General features: G+C 62.1%; 19 protein-coding genes. 5 read left to right on the plus strand and 14 right to left on the minus strand.

The genetic code is table 11. The annotated features are described in order from the left end of the window. Positions 1–33 precede the first annotated feature (33 nt). Positions 34–201, plus strand: coding sequence for a hypothetical protein (locus DXY33_RS03590; protein ID WP_170950932.1), 168 nt, complete (start codon positions 34–36; stop codon positions 199–201). Positions 202–781: 580 nt separating this feature from the next. Here the strand turns inward: DXY33_RS03590 and DXY33_RS03595 are convergent. Then, positions 782–1,510, minus strand: a complete 729-nt coding sequence (locus DXY33_RS03595) for a DUF3987 domain-containing protein (RefSeq protein ID WP_244275859.1) — start codon at positions 1,508–1,510, stop codon at positions 782–784. On the opposite strand from DXY33_RS03595, the gene DXY33_RS12805 reads away from it, so the two are divergent. Further along, on the plus strand, positions 1,454–1,579 hold the full coding sequence (locus tag DXY33_RS12805; RefSeq protein WP_256377188.1) for a hypothetical protein: 126 nt from the start codon (positions 1,454–1,456) through the stop codon (positions 1,577–1,579). The two genes, DXY33_RS03595 and DXY33_RS12805, sit on opposite strands and share 57 nt — an antisense overlap. Positions 1,580–2,367: 788 nt before the next feature. Here the strand turns inward: DXY33_RS12805 and DXY33_RS03600 are convergent. The 3 genes from DXY33_RS03600 to DXY33_RS03605 form a co-directional block, all read right to left on the minus strand. Further along, a complete protein-coding gene (locus DXY33_RS03600; protein WP_244275847.1) occupies positions 2,368–2,634 on the minus strand; it encodes a hypothetical protein in 267 nt (88 codons plus the stop codon). 66 nt (positions 2,635–2,700) lie between these two features. Next, positions 2,701–2,835: a hypothetical protein gene (locus DXY33_RS12810; protein ID WP_255441776.1), complete on the minus strand. Its 135-nt coding sequence runs from the start codon at positions 2,833–2,835 to the stop codon at positions 2,701–2,703. A gap of 118 nt (positions 2,836–2,953) precedes the next feature. Next, positions 2,954–3,169, minus strand: a complete 216-nt coding sequence (locus tag DXY33_RS03605; RefSeq protein ID WP_115081034.1) for a Nif11-like leader peptide family natural product precursor — start codon at positions 3,167–3,169, stop codon at positions 2,954–2,956. 83 nt (positions 3,170–3,252) lie between these two features. Here DXY33_RS03605 and DXY33_RS03610 point away from each other — a divergent pair, with 83 nt between their 5' ends. Beyond that, entirely contained in the window at positions 3,253–3,969 is a 717-nt protein-coding gene (locus tag DXY33_RS03610) for an SDR family oxidoreductase (protein WP_115131792.1), read from the plus strand. Here the strand turns inward: DXY33_RS03610 and purB are convergent. Further along, positions 3,927–5,222 carry an adenylosuccinate lyase gene (gene purB / locus DXY33_RS03615; protein WP_115131793.1) on the minus strand — a complete coding sequence of 432 codons (1,296 nt, stop codon included), beginning with the start codon at positions 5,220–5,222 and terminating at the stop codon, positions 3,927–3,929. The genes DXY33_RS03610 and purB overlap by 43 nt on opposite strands. 224 nt (positions 5,223–5,446) lie before the next feature. Next, positions 5,447–5,785 carry a P-II family nitrogen regulator gene (locus DXY33_RS03620; RefSeq protein WP_006851285.1) on the minus strand — a complete coding sequence of 113 codons (339 nt, stop codon included), beginning with the start codon at positions 5,783–5,785 and terminating at the stop codon, positions 5,447–5,449. Between the two features lie 125 nt (positions 5,786–5,910). Here DXY33_RS03620 and queF point away from each other — a divergent pair, with 125 nt between their 5' ends. Beyond that, positions 5,911–6,300 carry a preQ(1) synthase gene (gene queF, locus DXY33_RS03625; protein ID WP_006851779.1) on the plus strand — a complete coding sequence of 130 codons (390 nt, stop codon included), beginning with the start codon at positions 5,911–5,913 and terminating at the stop codon, positions 6,298–6,300. Here queF and DXY33_RS03630 read toward each other — a convergent pair. From DXY33_RS03630 to DXY33_RS03645, 4 genes are all read right to left on the minus strand, one after another. After that, positions 6,288–7,586 carry a cytochrome c biogenesis protein ResB gene (locus tag DXY33_RS03630; protein WP_115131910.1) on the minus strand — a complete coding sequence of 433 codons (1,299 nt, stop codon included), beginning with the start codon at positions 7,584–7,586 and terminating at the stop codon, positions 6,288–6,290. The genes queF and DXY33_RS03630 overlap by 13 nt on opposite strands. 5 nt (positions 7,587–7,591) lie before the next feature. Next, positions 7,592–8,305 carry a cytochrome c biogenesis CcdA family protein gene (locus DXY33_RS03635; protein ID WP_115131794.1) on the minus strand — a complete coding sequence of 238 codons (714 nt, stop codon included), beginning with the start codon at positions 8,303–8,305 and terminating at the stop codon, positions 7,592–7,594. Positions 8,306–8,359: 54 nt separating this feature from the next. Then, on the minus strand, positions 8,360–9,523 hold the full coding sequence (locus DXY33_RS03640) for an FtsW/RodA/SpoVE family cell cycle protein (protein WP_371634549.1): 1,164 nt from the start codon (positions 9,521–9,523) through the stop codon (positions 8,360–8,362). 184 nt (positions 9,524–9,707) lie between these two features. Beyond that, positions 9,708–9,908, minus strand: a complete 201-nt coding sequence (locus DXY33_RS03645; RefSeq protein WP_115131795.1) for a hypothetical protein — start codon at positions 9,906–9,908, stop codon at positions 9,708–9,710. 96 nt (positions 9,909–10,004) lie between these two features. On the opposite strand from DXY33_RS03645, the gene DXY33_RS03650 reads away from it, so the two are divergent. Then, the gene (locus DXY33_RS03650; RefSeq protein WP_115131796.1) at positions 10,005–10,811 is read left to right on the plus strand and encodes a TlyA family RNA methyltransferase; all 807 of its coding nucleotides are present in this window, start codon (positions 10,005–10,007) and stop codon (positions 10,809–10,811) included. A gap of 57 nt (positions 10,812–10,868) precedes the next feature. Here DXY33_RS03650 and DXY33_RS03655 read toward each other — a convergent pair whose 3' ends face one another. The 4 genes from DXY33_RS03655 to DXY33_RS03670 form a co-directional block, all read right to left on the minus strand. After that, the gene (locus tag DXY33_RS03655) at positions 10,869–11,069 is read right to left on the minus strand and encodes a phycobilisome linker polypeptide (protein WP_006851140.1); all 201 of its coding nucleotides are present in this window, start codon (positions 11,067–11,069) and stop codon (positions 10,869–10,871) included. A 5-nt stretch (positions 11,070–11,074) separates the two neighbouring features. Continuing rightward, positions 11,075–11,563: an allophycocyanin subunit beta gene (gene apcB / locus DXY33_RS03660; RefSeq protein ID WP_114989511.1), complete on the minus strand. Its 489-nt coding sequence runs from the start codon at positions 11,561–11,563 to the stop codon at positions 11,075–11,077. A gap of 39 nt (positions 11,564–11,602) precedes the next feature. Next, positions 11,603–12,088: an allophycocyanin gene (locus DXY33_RS03665; protein ID WP_114989510.1), complete on the minus strand. Its 486-nt coding sequence runs from the start codon at positions 12,086–12,088 to the stop codon at positions 11,603–11,605. A gap of 406 nt (positions 12,089–12,494) precedes the next feature. Further along, positions 12,495–15,446, minus strand: a complete 2,952-nt coding sequence (locus tag DXY33_RS03670) for a phycobilisome rod-core linker polypeptide (RefSeq protein WP_115131797.1) — start codon at positions 15,444–15,446, stop codon at positions 12,495–12,497. Positions 15,447–15,540: the final 94 nt, after the last annotated feature.

The raw sequence follows: 15,540 nt of genomic DNA on the forward strand, positions 1-15,540 counted from the left end.
TTCGTTACTAGGGGGGCTGCTTTTACCGATCAGGTGCCCCAGGCATCGATGGAGCAGTGCGAAGAAAACGGCGCTGCGCTCCAAAAGCTTTACCGCGAGATCAAGTTCAAATGCATCCCCGGGCTCGCGGAGGGGTCGGGCACACCGATCTCCACCGAGGAACTCATGAATCGCTACGGCTTCAAGGATTCCACCTACTAAGTGGACGTAATTCCGTTTGTGCAGTCGCTCAGCAGTAGGTCTTCCGGCCTCTGGAGTTGATGTAGTAGACCCCGCCTCGTGGTCCGACGTAATAGGAGCAGTGGTCATAACGGGATGCTCCGCACTGACTGAGGCGCTTCTTGTGTAGCTCCCAGTCCTGAGTGTTCAGCTCTGGATCATCGAAGAACCGTTGCCTTTGAAGCCGATCAGCCTCCTCGCACTGCCTCCGGCGCTCAGCATCAAGCTTTTTGACTTCGGCTCTCAGGCTCGTTTTCCCATTCTCGAAACTTCTTCCTCTGCGACTTGAGGCCGAGCACCCGACAGATGAAGCCGAGCACTGCGTAGATGTTGGCCAGTAGCTCCAAGGGGCCCAAAAAGCTGCCCCATTTTTAGCCGCTTCGCAAACAGGCGGACGGCTGCGAACGCCCCGCTATGTCTGGACAAACCAGTTGCAGCGCAGTGCGTCTGCTGACGGCGGACAGAAAAACACCTCGTCTCCGAAACAGGCTGTTTTCGGAGACGAGGCTGTGAGTGATGTCTGTGTGTCCGTGGCACCGCAATAGCAGTGCCTGACTGGGCTCTAGGCGGACATCTTGCGATGTCCGTCAACGTCCGTATGTCTGCGGAAAGTGAGCGGTTTCGACTTGGTTACCTCGCCGATACCTGCATCACGCATCGCAGTGACGACGTTTGTCCACAGCTTCGAACCCTCTTTGCGGATGGGGTCTTTGCATTTGGCCTTGAACTTGTCCCAAGTCCATTCGACTGGGGGCAGTTCTTTGAACCTGGCAATCGCCTGAGCTTCTAAGTCGTCGGTGTTGGCGTGGAATCGCTCAGCTTCGACGACCAGGCAATCGATGATCGCCAGCGCAAGCCGTATTACCGACAGCGGGATCGTCTTGCTCGGATGCCACTGATCGCTGTTGTCAGGGTCGTACTCGTTGACCAAGTGCAGAGTCCCGCTGAGCTTCGTTGCGTGGTCAGGGAGCTTGTTGTAGAGCGCCGCCAGCAACGGTTTCGTAGTGGGTTGATCAGCCTTTTCCCAGTAAGCCTCTGCCCAGTCGCAGAAGGCGTCCTGAGCACCGTCTTCAACGCTCAGCGAATAGGTCTTTGGCGGCAGCTTGTGCATCGCCCAGGCGAGGTCTGAAAGCACCTTGCGGTGCTTCTTCTCGACGCTGTCGTTCGCGGAATCCATAGGGCCGCGTCGACATCGCAAAACGCCCCTAGGCACTCCGATCTGTAGGAACCGGGCATGACGACCATCGTCGTCTTCACCGCCGATTCGCTTGCGGAGCTTGCTCGGTTGGATGAAGCCGCAGATAGCGAAATGCGCTCGCCTGAAGCAGCGGTCGCCTTTTTTCAGTTTTCAGACACTTAGGGGGTTCATGGTCAGCCACCCTTGCAATACCTGATTCTCTCCGGAGACAACGGTGGGTCCCAGCCAGCCCTGGGGGTCAACACGCAGATCGCTGAAGGGATGGTCTGAAACAGCAAGCAAAACGCAATGACCAGCAACGCGAAGCCTGTGCCGGGGGCGTGGATGTTGGCTTGGAACCAGGGTTTAGGAGCCATGCCATCAGTGTGACGCTTATATGGAACCTCGTCCCGCCAGATGCGCGCCAGAAAGAGACATTCCTGATGGTGTCATCGGTTGGGCGACAGAGGATCAGCTGAGGTTGGCTTCTTGCTGAAAGCTCGGTTTATTGGGGCAGCAGCTGACGCAACGTGGTCCGCGCCCTCAAAGATCAATGGTTCGCTTTGGCCTTGGGAGCCGCTGCGCTTACTGCATTGTTCTGGCTTGAGTTGATGGCCTACTAGCAAAGATTGCTGAACCCTGATGTTTTCCTTGCGCCGCTCCGCTTGGTTGATTGCTGTTGGGGTGCTGCTGGCTTGTGCTCCGGCTGCTCGTTCTGACGCGTGGGTGAGTTGCAAGCGCGTTGCTTCCACAGGGCAGCTGCTTTGGCTGCGGGGTAAGTCAACTGAGCTTCTGAAGAATGTTGAATACCGGCCTGGTGCCATCAACCCTGATCTGGGCACTTGATTGGTGAGCAATGACCAGCTCCATCGAGCTCACGGTTTGAGATTTTGATTGCCGCATGGCTTGGCTGCTGATCCATGCCAGTTGATTGATGTGCATGAACCTCTGTTGAGATCTGGCTCGACAGATCAGCGATCCCAGCGACGCCTCAGCGGTGGGATCACCAGAAAATCCATCACCGCATAGGTGATGAGGCAGGGCAAAAACCCTTTTTCCACCAAATGGCAAATCTGCCGTTCAGGGGCCCATTTGCAGAACGCCAATTCGAGCAGCCAGAACAGGGCCACCTTCACCGCAAATGACGTGAGGGCAAACCGCCATTCCGATGCGCTCAGACGCAGTTTGAACGGCACGGCACCCTTGAAGCTGCTGAAAGCCTGAAGGCGGAGCCGCACGCACGCGTAGGCGCAGCTTACGTCTGAATGTTTATCAGCAGGATCCGTACAGTTAGTTCTTGATTCCTAGAGCAAGTTTGGGTAGGCATTGAGGAGTCCCCAGATCACCAGTGCGGTGATCGAGGCAAAGATCACGGCCGTCCATGCCGCCAGATCGGCGTTGTTGCTGGACCCTTGCAAAAGCTGAAGAAGGCGTGCCATCAGAAGGAATGCAAGCCCTTCGGTTCTGGCTCAGCTTGAGGGCAAATTCCAGTCTTGTATGCGAGTCCTCATACGTTTCGGGGAGCTCGACAGATACGAACGCTGTGCTCCAGACCCTTTAGTGATATTCCCCGGGGTGCTGAATCTTGGTGACGCTGACGCCGGAGGAACTCTTGCCGGAGAACCGCAGCAGTTCATCGCCGGAGACTTCATAACCCAGTTCTTGGGCAATCAGGGCCGCAGCATCGGCGCTCACGGCCTGCAGCACTTGCTCCCTGAGCGAAGGATCTCTGGAGATGTGAGCAAAAAATTGCCGGAGTTGGTCCGTGCTCATGCGGTTGGGGATGTCGTGCCGATTCTGCCCGGTCTGGTGTTTCCTTTTGCCTGTTGACTGGTGCGCAGATCAGGTCTGATGGGATGACGCAACTCGCGGTGTCTGGCGCCTCCGGCAAAACCGGATGGCGCGTGGTGGAGGAGGGGCTAAAGCGTGGTCGATCGGTCCGAGCCATTGTTCGGCCTGCTTCCGTGCTGCCCTCTGCCCTGGCCCAGGCCGAGCAGGAGGGGCGCTTGGAGGTGCGTCGCCTGGAGCTGGACTCGGCGGAAGCGTTGCTCCATGCGCTGCAGGGCTGCATGGAACTGGTCATCGCCACGGGTGCTCGCCCTTCGATCAACCTGGCCGGTCCCTTGCAGGTGGACGCCTGGGGCGTGCAGGCTCAGGTGCAGGCCTGCCGCTCTCTGGGGCTGAAGCGCGTGGTGCTGGTGAGCTCCCTCTGCGCTGGCCGTTGGCTGCATCCCCTCAATCTGTTCGGCCTGATCCTGGTTTGGAAGCGGGTGGGGGAGCACTGCCTGGAGCGCAGCGGTCTTGATTGGACTGTGATCCGGCCTGGTGGCCTGAGTGAGGACGACAGCCGCAGCACCAAGGAAGGTGTGCTGGTGACCGACGCCGATCAACAACAGAGCAACAGCATTCCTCGCCGCCTTGTGGCTCAGGTCTGCCTGGATGCTCTGGAGCAGCCTCAGGCCTGTGGTCGCATCCTCGAAATCACCAGCTCCCCGGCCCAGCCCCAGCAGACCCTGGGCCAGTGCCTGGATCAGATTCCCAGCCTCTCCCAGATCACGCCCAGGTTCTCCTGATGCAATGCGGTGCTGAAGCAGTCCGCCAGCTCCTCCGCGGAGAGGCGGCTGGTGACATCCCCATCCGCTTCGAGGTTGGCGCGGAAGTCGCCGCCGGCGGTGTTCCAGGCGGTGTGGGCATTGCGTTGGACGACCCGGTATGCCTCCTCTCGGCTCATGCCAGTGCCCACAAGAGCCAGCAGCACCCGCTGGCTGAACACCACGCCGCCATACACATTCATGTTGCGGCGCATGTTCTCGGGGTAGATCCCAAGACCCTTCACCACGCTAGTCATTTCCCGCAGCATGAAGTGCAGGGTCACTGAGCAATCGGGAAGCATCATTCGCTCCGTGGAGCTGTGGCTGATGTCGCGCTCATGCCAGAGGGCCACGTTCTCAAGGGCAGCAATGGTGTAGCTGCGCAGCACCCGGGCCAGACCGCTGATCCGCTCGCTGCGGATCGGGTTGCGTTTGTGGGGCATGGCGGAGCTTCCCTTCTGCCCCTTGGCGAAGTTCTCCTCCACTTCCAGCACGTCGGTGCGCTGCAGGTTGCGAATTTCGGTGGAGAAGCGCTCCAGGGAGGCGCCCACCAGGGCGAGGGTCTGCACGTAGTCGGCATGGCGATCCCGGGAGATCACCTGGGTGCTGGCAGTGTCGGGAGTGAGCCCGAGGATCTCGCAGGCGATCGCTTCCACCTGGGGATCGGTGTTGGCGTAGGTGCCCATGGCGCCGCTCACCTGGCCCACGGCCACATCCTGCTCAAGCCGTTCCAGCCGGATGCGGTTGCGTTCAGTTTCCGCCAGCCAGCCGGCCACCTTGAACCCGAAGGTGATCGGTTCGCCGTGGATGGCATGGGAGCGGCCGATCATTTCGGTGCCCTTGTGGGCCTGGGCCAGTTCGCGCAGGGCGTCGGCCAGGGCATCGAGTTCGGTGCGCAGCAGGGCCACGGAACGTTTCAGCTGCAGGGCCACGCCCGTGTCCAGCACGTCGCTGCTGGTCATGCCCACATGGATGTGTCGTCCGGCATCACCAACGTGCTCATTCACGTTGGTGAGGAAGGCGATCACGTCGTGGCGCACCTCAGCTTCGATTTCGAGGATGCGCTCGACCTCGAAGCTGGCTTTGGCTTTGATTGTGTCGAGGGCCTCTTGGGGCACACGGCCGAGCCTGCAGTTCGCTTCTGTGGCAGCGATCTCCACATCAAGCCAGCTCTGGAATTTCGCCTGCTCACTCCAGACGGCTCCCATCTCAGGAAGGGTGTAACGCTCAATCACCGGCGCGCTCGGTTGAACAACACGACAAATCTATGGGGCCGCCTCCGCGCGACTTGCTCTCAGCGCTGGGCCTCAATGAGTCGCGTTCCTCTCGGGATCTGCCTTGTCTTGGAACCCGCTCCTGGATGTTCAGTGTTGAGCTCTCAAAAATGCTCCTAAGAATTCACTGGCCCGGAACCGATGGGGACCGGGCCAATCCTGAACAGTGATCTGGCGTTCTGAGCTCAGAGAGCCGTGCTGTCGCGGTCGCCGGTGCGGATGCGAACCACTGATTCCACAGGGCTGATGAAGATCTTGCCGTCACCGATTTCACCGGTACGGGCGGCATCGGCGATCGACTTGACCACCTCTTCGACGCGGTCGTCCTCGACCACCACTTCGATCTTCAGTTTCTGTAGAAACTCAACGGTGAATTCCGAGCCGCGGTAGCGCTCCACCTGACCTTTCTGGCGGCCGAAGCCCCGCACCTCGCTCACAGTCATGCCGATGATGCCGGCCTCAACCAGCGCCACCTTGACGTCTTCCAGCTTGAAAGGACGAATGATTGCTTCGACCTTTTTCATGGGGGGAATACGGATCTGATTTCAAGGATGCCGCGGTTCTCAGAGCCGTGCGTGGCCGCTGTTACAGAACGCTGCCGAAGCTTGACTTCCTAGGGTCGCTGATCAGAACTGGCCCCTACAGCCCTTTGACCCAGACCCCCCTCTACGGCGAACGCGCCATCGCCGAAGCCGAGCTGATCTGCTTCGACAACCCCCGGCCTGGGCGCCCCTACGAGGTTTCGATCGAACTGCCGGAATTCACCTGCAAATGCCCCTTCTCCGGCTATCCCGATTTCGCGGTGCTGCGCCTGATCTATCAACCCGGGCCGCGGGTGGTGGAGCTGAAGGCGATCAAGCTGTATGTGAACAGCTACCGCGACCAGTCGATCTCCCATGAGGAGGTCACCAACCGCATCCTTGATGATCTGGTGGCGGCCACTGATCCGGTGTGGATGCAGCTGGAAGCCGATTTCAACCCCCGCGGCAACGTGCACACCGTGGTGCGGGTGAGTCACGGCACCCGTCAGCCCTGCTGATCGACCACCCCCTGCTGCACCAACTGAGGCAATTCAGTGGCGAAGGCGGCGAGATTGCGGTTGCAGAGGCCACCCACGCTGAGGGTTCCATCGGCTGAGATGGCCCACAGCTGCCGGGTGGCCACGAGGCTCAACCCACCGCCCACCAACAGCACCGCGAAGCCCAGATACACCAGCGGTACGCCTGGATCCCGCTTGAGCAAAAGTCCGCTGGCCGGCAGCACCGCGTCCACCCGCATCGGCAAGCCCTTCACCTCAGCGGCGGGACCACCCGGTCGCAGTCGGGCGAGCTGTTGACCGTCCGCATCGAACACCGTGGCAGGTCCCTGTTCGCTCTCCAGGCTCAGAAACACCGGTTCGGTTCCATCGGGGCGTGTCGGCAGCACCAGGCCCCAGATCTGATCACCCAGCTCCGGATAGGTCTGTAGCGGCAGCTCCAGCACGGGGCTACGCCCGATCTGCAAGCTGATCGTCGCCAGTGACCAATCGGCCTGGTAAATGGTGATGCCCCGGTGCCGCAGCGGGTGATTCACGCTGATCTCTGCATCCAAGCTTTGGTAGGGGCCCCGCAGCTGAAGAGCGGAGCGAAATTGTTCCGTGCGGCCCGCCGGATCTCGATCAATGGCAAAGCGGTCCAGGGTGATGGTCAGTTGGGTTGCGCCATCGCGATCCAGGAGATCGAGGCTGCGGCCGGGGGCCAGGAAGCGCTCCAAGCGGTTCCCCGCCAGTGCCCCCCAGGCTGCGCCAAGCATCAGCAGCACCAGGCCGGTGTGCACGAGCAAGGGCCCCACCCGGCCAATGGCGCCGCGTCGGGCCGCCAGCCGTTGTGGCTTGCGTTGCACCTCCCATCCGCTGGCCCGCAGCACCGTCTCCAGCTGCGTCAGAGCCCGGCTGGGGTCAGCGCAGGGCTGGCTTTCGGCGATGGCCAATTTGCTCAGCTGGCGTGTGGTGCGGTAGTCGATCCAGCGCCGGGCCGCCATCAGCGCTGGCCACTGACGGCGCCAACTGCAGAGGATCAGGGCGAGACCCAGCCAGGCCAACAGGGCCAGAAACCAGCCGCTGGAATACACATGATCGAGCTGCAACTGCAGCACCTGTTCGCCGTGGAGCAGCCCCAGCCAGGGGGTATCGGCGTAGGCATCGATGTAGCTGGAGGGCGGATCCCCCTGGGGGATGCCGGTGCCCACGGCACTGGCCAGGGCAATCAGCAGCAGCAGCACGATCGCCAGCCGCAGATCGCTGAGCCAGGCGGCCAGGCGTTTCAGTGGGCCTATCCCGTTCGTCATTCCCATCAGCTCCAGCGGGCCAGCAGGGTGAGCAGGCCGCTGGTGAGCAGCACCACTCCACTGGCTGGCGGCACCCAGCGACTGATGCCCCGCAGGGCGAGCAGTTTGGGGATGGCTGCTGCAAAGGTGCCCGCCAGCAGCAGGGGCAGCACCTGGCCGAAGCCGAAGCTGCTGAGCAGGGCCACCCCTGCCAGGGGACGTCCGCTCTGGGCAATCCAGCCCAGCAGCACCGCCAACACGGGGGTGGTGCAGGGTGAGGCCGCCAGCCCGAAGGCCAGTCCTGCTGCAACCGGCGCCAGCGGGGCCGGCACCTTCTGACGCCATTGCTCCGGGTCTGGACCGCTGGGCAGTGGAATCCGAAGCACCCCCAGCAGGTTGAGCCCCATCGCTACCGCCAGGATCGCCACCAATGTGGGGATCAGTGCCGGCACCTGGCCGTAGATCCGGCCCAGCAGTCCGCTGATGCTTCCCAGCACCACCAGGGCACCGACGATGCCGCCGCAAAAGGCGAGGCTGCGCTGCCAGGCCGGTTGGCCATCGTCAAAGCCCGCCAGGTAGGCCAGCGTCACCGGCAGCAAGGACAGGGAACACGGCCCAAGACTGGTGAGGGCGCCGCCACTGAACACCAGTGCCAGCGTCAGTGGGCCTGGATCCGCCAGGGCGCGCTGCAGCAGCTGCTCGCTGCTCTGGGCCAAATCGGAGAGCAGCAGCAGATCCACAGGTGCCCTTGAGTGTGCAAAGCCTATCCAGGCAAGCCTCTCAACAGACCAGGCTCAGCGTTGACGCAACGACCGTTGGCGTCCGTTGGATCGTCCCCCGATCAAGCCGGTGGATTCCAGTGAACAGCGGATCAGCAGACCCAGGATCACCAGGCTCGACATCAGCGAGTTGCCGCCATAGCTGATCAAGGGCAGTGGCAGACCTGTGGTGGGCATTGCCCCAGAGGCCACTGCGATGTTCAGGATCGACTGGCCCACCAGGATCGTCGTGCAGCCGATGGCCACGAGCCGGGCCTGGTTGCTTCGGCAGCGCAGGGCCACCCGCAGCCCCACCCAGGCCACCAGCATCAGGAACAGCAGCAGCAGCACTGAACCCACGAATCCAAATTCCTCGGCGAACACCGCGTAGATGAAGTCGGTGCTCTGGATCGGCAGGTATTGGAGCTTCTGGGTGGAGAGGCCATAGCCCTGCCCCATCCAACCGCCCGATCCGATCGCCAGCAGGCTCTGCACCAGCTGATAGCCATCTCCCATCGGGTCGTTCCAGGGATCCAGAAACGACACCACCCGGATCCGCTGGTATTCATTGATCAGAATGCTTGCTGTGCCAAGCAGCGATCCCGCCAGGGCGGTGCCCAACAGGCTGCGCCAGCGAAGGCCGGCCCCTAGGGCCACCATCCAGAGGGTGAGTCCCATCAGGGCCGCTGTGGAGAGGTTGGGTTGCTTGAGGATCAGCAGCAGCAGCCCTCCGAAGCTCCCCAGCCAGAGGAGCTTCTGGTCGAGGCTCATACGGCTCCAGGGGGCGAACAGGTTGGCGGCCTGCAGCACCACGAAGGGTTTCACCAGCTCCGAGGGCTGCATCTGCAGCGGACCCAGCACCAGCCAGCGGCTGGCGCCGTTCACCGTGGTGCCCATCACAAGGGTGGCGGCGATCAGCAGGCAGCCCATCCACAACCCTGGGCCTGACCAGCGCAGCCATCGCCGCAGGTTGGTGGAGATCGTGATGCCCAGCAAACTCCAGCTGGCCAAGAGCCAGATCGCCTGCCGTTTCAGATAGAAACCGCCATCGCCCATTTCCCGCAGGGCCACCCACCAACTGGCGGACGCCAACACCACCAGCCCTGCCACACTCCAGAATCCCGCCAGCCCCATCAAGAGGCGAGCTTCTGCTGGCCAGAGCTGCCACGGCAAGGGCAGCAGCCGCTGAATCAGAGCCAACGTCTGAGTTTCTTGCTTACCCCGTCGTCTCGAAGCTCTTTGTAGGGCTGTCGCCTGACCCAAACGTTTGCTCAACCAGCATCAATGCACCATTGAGCCGTGAAATGCTTGCCTTGCCAAGGCACTGATTGAAGAGAATTGTTGGCTGGGAGTCTTTGCAGGGCTTGGTGAGCAGCGGTTTCGCTTATGCAACGTTCAACCGCTCATGCTCAACTTCCCATTGCACGTGGGATCCCCAGGATTGCTGGCGCACCCAGCAGCGTCCGCCGCGGCAGTGAAGCACCTGGAAGGGCGGCAGGTCGCAGGGCTGGTTGTCGATTCGCACAAAGCTGCCCGGCTGCAACAGCGGCACCACCTTGGCGGGTTGGGGGCGGTGGTTGGACACGTCCCTCGACGCGAATTGGGGCAATCCTCCTGGCAGAACAGGCTCCAGCCGCTGGATCGCCGGTTTTCTTCGGGATCGGTCTGCTTTTATGTCGCAATGGCGTCCAAACAGCGTCTTGATCTGGAACTCCTGACCCGTGGATTGGTCAGTTCACGCCAACAGGCGCAGCAATTGATTCGTGCTGGAAAGGTGCGGGATGGCGCCGGCACCCTGTTGGACAAGCCTGGAACGGAGGTGACGCCGCAGCGAGAACTGCGGGTGGAGCAGCCCCCCCGCTTTGTCTCTCGAGGGGGTGAAAAACTGTTGGCGGGCTTGAAGGCTTTCCCTGTACTGGTGGAGGGGCGCGTCTGCCTGGATGGCGGCATCTCCACCGGCGGCTTCACCGATTGCCTGCTGCAGCACGGCGCTACCCGTGTTTATGGCGTTGATGTGGGCTATGGCCAAACGGCCTGGAGCCTGCGAACCGACGAACGGGTTGTGTTGCGGGAACGCACCAACCTGCGCCATCTGCAGCCCGACGATCTCTATGGGGCCGACGACCCCTGGCCCAGTTTGGCGGTCACCGATGTGTCGTTCATTTCCCTGCGGCTGATTCTTCCGGCGTTGCGCCGGTTGTTGCGGGGTCCCGACACCGATGCTCTGGTGCTGGTGAAGCCGCAGTTTGAGGTGGGCAAGAGTCGCGTCGGCAAGGGCGGCGTCGTGCGTGACCCAGCTGCCCACCGGGATGCCATTGAATCCGTGATTGCAGCGGCAGCAGAATCGGGGTGGCAGCCCCAGGGCTTGGTGGCTTCGCCGATCACTGGACCTGCCGGTAACCACGAGTACGTGCTTTGGTTGGGGGAGGGAGATGCCGCTGTTCTTCCGGATCTCGATGCTTTGGTGGAGCAGACCCTCAACGGTTGATGGCCAATGAAAAAGCCCGGTGTTGAACCGGGCTTGGAATTCGCTTTGGAGCGGGGTTCAGTTGCCGACGTTGACTTGCTGCCCCCCGGTGCAGAGCTCCACCTTGATGATGCGGCCACCCTGCTTTTGGATGCGCTGCTGTTCAGCGAACCAGCTGTCGTAGGGCACCCACTTGGTGAAGAAGGTGTTCTGCAATTCGCGCTGCGTCCGAACCTTTTCAGGGCTGGGAATGCAGGCGGTGACTTTGAACAACCGCATGGGGCTCAGTTGCCGAGGCCGGAGCAGATGTAGTCGAAGTAGACACCCATTTCCTTGCCGGCATCAGGGCCGACCAGGCCTGCGGTGACTTCCTTCATGGCCTGGATTGCCTGAACAGTGGCGCCGATGGGCACACCCAGGGAGTTGTAGGTCTCCTTAAGGCCGTTCAGAACACGCTCATCGAGGATTGAGGTGTCGCCAGCCAGCATGGCGTACGTGGAATAACGCAGGTAGTAATCCAGGTCGCGGATGCAGGCTGCGTAGCGGCGGGTGGTGTACATGTTGCCGCCGGGACGGGTGATGTCCGAGTACAGCAGGGCCTTGGCTACGGCATCGCGGATGATGGCCGAAGCATTGGCGCTGATGGTGGCGGCAGCACGCACGCGCAGTTCACCACTGGCGAAATACGACTCGAGGCTGCTCATCGAAGCCGTGTCCAGGTAGAGGCCCTGGACGTCCGACTTGTTGATGACGTTGGTGATGGCGTCTTGCATGGATCCGTGAGGAGACGAGAGGGAAATTCAGCGAGCGGTTCAGGCGAGGGCGCCAACCACGTAATCGAAATAGGTGCCGGCTTCCTCTGCGTCGGCTCCGGTGAGAAGGCCCATGGCGACGATCTTCATCTCGCGCACGGCTTCTGCCATGGCTTCCAGGGGAGTGCCCAAGGAGCGGTAGAGCTCTTTCGCGCCAATCACACCGATCTCTTCGATCGGTGTGACGTCACCGGCGACGATGCCGTAGGTGACGAGGCGGAGGTAGTAGTCCATGTCACGCAGACATGTGGCGGTCATCTCTTCGCCGTAGGCGTTGCCGCCGGGGGAGATGACGTCGGGACGCTTCTGGAACAGCTGACCACCAGCCTGCTTGACGATGCGCTCGCGGCTCTCGCACAGGACCTGGGCCACGCGCAGACGGCGTTGACCGCCGGTGACGAAGGCTTTGATCTGGTCGAGTTCGCCAGGGCTGAGGTAGCGGGCTTCGGCGTCCGCGTTGATGATCGAGTTGGAGACGATGCTCATGCAGTTCTGCCTCGAAACAAGCGGCCGCCCGTAGGAGACCGATATCCGGTGAATAAGGGGTGATCCCGAGGGATCGCGTCTCAGACTAAAGGCTGAGATAGGGGGTCGAAGCGTCGGGAGTGAGACTTGTTCACAACGGTCAACACTGATCGTTGTGGCCCCGCTCCGTTGGGATCGGCTGAGGCATTCTGCGCTGGCGACGGCCTGGGATTTTTGCCCGGGTAACAGTTCTTCACGGCATCGTTCGTGCCGGGAAAGCCTTTGCCATGACTGCGATTTGCGTCATGGTTCGAGAGGCTCCCAAGACGCACAAAATGATCCCGATGAAGCGGCACTTCACCGGGATCCAATGAGAACAACCGCTGGCAATTGGGGCGGTTGTTTGTCAGGAAAATGGACGTTTGGCTCAGATCGCGTCGCCCGTGGGGGGATTCAGGCCGGCATTGCCGCGGTAGAGCGAGGCCGTGCGCTGGATGGTGGCCTGGCTGACCCCTGAGGCTGTCGACATGCCGTCGATGCGCGGCACGGTTGTGCTGATCCGTTCCGCCAACAGTTCGGTGACAGCTGCACCCTGACCTGCTTGAGCGCGGGTGATCAAGAAGCGACTGGTCTCTGCTGGGGTGGTGGCCCGTCCCAGAAGAGCTAGGCCTGCGGCGGATGCGGCCCGAAGCGGAGCCATGGAGGCGATGCGGTTCTGGAACGCTTCGCTCATGGCCACTTCAGCGATGAAATCAGGCAGGTCGATGTCCTGATTGCGCAGTCGGGACTCGGCGGAGACCAGGCGCTCGCTTTCCGTTGGGACACGGTTCAGCAGTTGCCGATACGTCGCATCGAGCACGGTGCGAAGTTCAGACTCGCTGCAGGGCTGTTTCAGCTCCAGCATGGCCGGGAGCCCTTCCCGCAGCTGGAATCCAGAGGCATCGGCGTTGGCCAGTGCCTGCCCCATGGTCGAGAGGGCCTGGGTCTTGCCGGACGCCACGGAGCGGCTCTTGACGGTCCATGAGGGGCCATCAAGCTTGCTGGGCTCGGATCCGCTGGCCCGACGCATCGGGAAGCCGGTTTGCTTCGAGGCCAGGCTTTGCTGGCGCACCACCGACAGCCAACGGGAGTCGGCACCGCTGGCGCCACTGGTGGGCGTCCAGGCTCCTTGCGATGCCGACTTGGTGTCGACCAGGTTGCGGGGTGTGATGGTGCCACTGCTGCGGAAGCCTTCCGATGGCCGTGCTTCCGGGCGGTTGCTCTGTGTGAGATCGGCCACGGCGGCGAGATTGAGCGGGCGGGCCCAGCCGGGGGCACGACGGGCGTTCACATCGCCTGGTGTGATGAATCGCTCAAAGGGGACCGTGTCGGATCCGAATGCTTCGCTGTATTCACGGCTGTCGATCAGGGCGTCCACCACCCCGTAGAAGCCGTGGCGGGCAGCGGTGTCAAACAGGGCATCAATTTCCCAGCGTCCGAAGGTGGGACGTCCCAACAGACGGCGGTGCATCACTTCGATCGCCTTCACGATGTAAAGGCCACTCCAGTAGCGGCGACGGAAGGCATCAGAGCGGGCGACTGCGCGCACGAAATCCTTCAGGGAGATGTCACCGTTCTCGAGCCGAGCTTCGGCTGAACCCATGCGCTCTCCTGCATAGCCACCGTTGCCCAGCACCTGTACATACACCGCTTTGATCACGGCTTGGGTGCTGGCTTCAGTGGTACGAACGCTGGGGTTTCCGCCGCGACGGGGATTGACGGTTCCCCCTGTTGCGATCTGCTGAAGCCGAACCACCCGTGGTCCCACCTTGCGGGGGCGGCTGCCGCGGAAGCTGGCGCTGTCCAGCTGTCCGGGGCTGTTGAGACCGTTGCTCACCAGCAGGCGGCGGCTGTCGTAGCCGTATGGCGCCGGCCGTGTGGCCACCGAAGCGGTTCCGCTGGGGAAGATGGCGCCGTACTGGTTGGCCACCGGATCATTGCCGCCGCCGTAGACGTGCTGATCAGCAAAGGGTTGGCGGTAGGAGGCGTAGAGGGTGACGTATTGCGGCGCGCCATCGAAGGGGGCGCTGAATTTGAACAGCTTGCGATTGGAGCCCCAACCGGCGCTCTCCTGAGCTTCAGTGCCGAGATCCCGCAGGTAGGGAACGGTTTCCTCACCAAAGGCCTGGGCGTATTCCGAGGAATTCACCAGCACATCCACCAGACCGTTGAGGCCCTGGTCGCTGAGGATCGCGAACGACTTGCGGAATTCCTCGAGGGAGCTGATGCCCCGGCCGAGGAAGTGGCGGTAAGCCAGTTCCACCACGCGGCTGTTGACGAAACCGTCGTGGAACTGCTGGCGATATTCCTTGCTGCGGCCGAGGGCGCGAACGAATTCACGCATGGAGATCTGTCCCTGGGCGACGGCACTGGCTTTGTCCGCACAGGGGGTCTGGGAGTAGCCCTTGGCGATGTCGCGCTCAAACACCTGGCGATAGGCGGCGCGGATGATTTCAGCTTTCTCGGCTCCGGACAGACCGGGACGCATTTCAAACAGCTGGCGTCCCTCTGAGGCCAGGGCATAGATCGCCGGCAGCTGCAGGCCCTGCTGCACTGCACTCCCCTGGCGCTGCTTAGTGCTGGGGGTGGGGATGGCCAGCTCCTGCAACAGCACGTTGAAGCAGTCGATGGTCATCTGACGGGCTTCAGGACGATCCCGCAGCAGTTCCGCTGAAGCAGCCCGCATCTCCTGAAGAGCCACGTTGGTGGCCGCCAGAGAGCAGTTCTCCAGAAGGATGTCCCGCAGGCCGCGGGTGTTCACCGCAAGAATGCTGGGGTCACCTGCCACCAGGGCATAGCCCACATAGCGCAGGAACCAACCCATGTCGCGCACCGACTTGCGCATGAAGGCCGGGCCGTACTTGGCCACGCTGATGGCGTTGAAACCGGTGGGGAGCACAACCCGCACGTCGGCATCGCCACCAGCTCCTTCCAGCAGGCGGGTGAGGAAGTTGCCCCGCTTGGTGGTGTTGCTGTCACCGGTGAAGGTGCGCACCGACTGCTCAAACGCGGCTTGGTCAGCAGCCAGCGGAGTGCCTTCCTGACCTGTTGAACGTGCGATTTCGCCCGTTGTTAGAGGCGCCTCAAGGAAGGAGAGGGGAGTTCCTCCCACAAAAATTCTGTTGGCGGCGCGGGCCACGATGGCCTCGGCGTTGGCCGCAATGATCCGGGACGCTTCGATCCGGTCCTGACCGGTTCGGAAGAAGGTCACAAGACTGTCCAGTTCCCCGTTGTCAGGGAAACGGTCCTGCTGCTCTGCCTGACGGACGCTGGAGAGCGGCAGCGTGTCGAACAGTTGGGGAGACACGCGCGGGCTGCCGCTGCTGGCGGTCACTGTCATCGACGAAAGCAAGCCGGATCGCGCCACGTTACGGCCGCTGGGATGGCCCTCCGTGGCCCCATGAACAAATGTTTGCAGGCCTTGCGGTGCTGCA

Origin of the sequence: Synechococcus sp. N26, assembly GCF_900473975.1 — a bacterium.
In the GTDB taxonomy this organism is placed as follows: domain Bacteria; phylum Cyanobacteriota; class Cyanobacteriia; order PCC-6307; family Cyanobiaceae; genus Parasynechococcus.

Coding starts and splice junctions, on each gene's coding strand:
- DXY33_RS12805 (WP_256377188.1), top strand. CDS start 1,454: ATGACGACCATCGTCGTCTTCACCGCCGATTCGCTTGCGGAGCTTGCT.
- DXY33_RS12810 (WP_255441776.1), bottom strand. CDS start 2,835: ATGGCACGCCTTCTTCAGCTTTTGCAAGGGTCCAGCAACAACGCCGAT.
- DXY33_RS03605 (WP_115081034.1), bottom strand. CDS start 3,169: ATGAGCACGGACCAACTCCGGCAATTTTTTGCTCACATCTCCAGAGAT.
- DXY33_RS03610 (WP_115131792.1), top strand. CDS start 3,253: ATGACGCAACTCGCGGTGTCTGGCGCCTCCGGCAAAACCGGATGGCGC.
- DXY33_RS03620 (WP_006851285.1), bottom strand. CDS start 5,785: ATGAAAAAGGTCGAAGCAATCATTCGTCCTTTCAAGCTGGAAGACGTC.
- DXY33_RS03630 (WP_115131910.1), bottom strand. CDS start 7,586: ATGACGAACGGGATAGGCCCACTGAAACGCCTGGCCGCCTGGCTCAGC.
- DXY33_RS03650 (WP_115131796.1), top strand. CDS start 10,005: ATGGCGTCCAAACAGCGTCTTGATCTGGAACTCCTGACCCGTGGATTG.
- DXY33_RS03655 (WP_006851140.1), bottom strand. CDS start 11,069: ATGCGGTTGTTCAAAGTCACCGCCTGCATTCCCAGCCCTGAAAAGGTT.
- apcB (WP_114989511.1), bottom strand. CDS start 11,563: ATGCAAGACGCCATCACCAACGTCATCAACAAGTCGGACGTCCAGGGC.
- DXY33_RS03665 (WP_114989510.1), bottom strand. CDS start 12,088: ATGAGCATCGTCTCCAACTCGATCATCAACGCGGACGCCGAAGCCCGC.
- DXY33_RS03670 (WP_115131797.1), bottom strand. CDS start 15,446: ATGACAGTGACCGCCAGCAGCGGCAGCCCGCGCGTGTCTCCCCAACTG.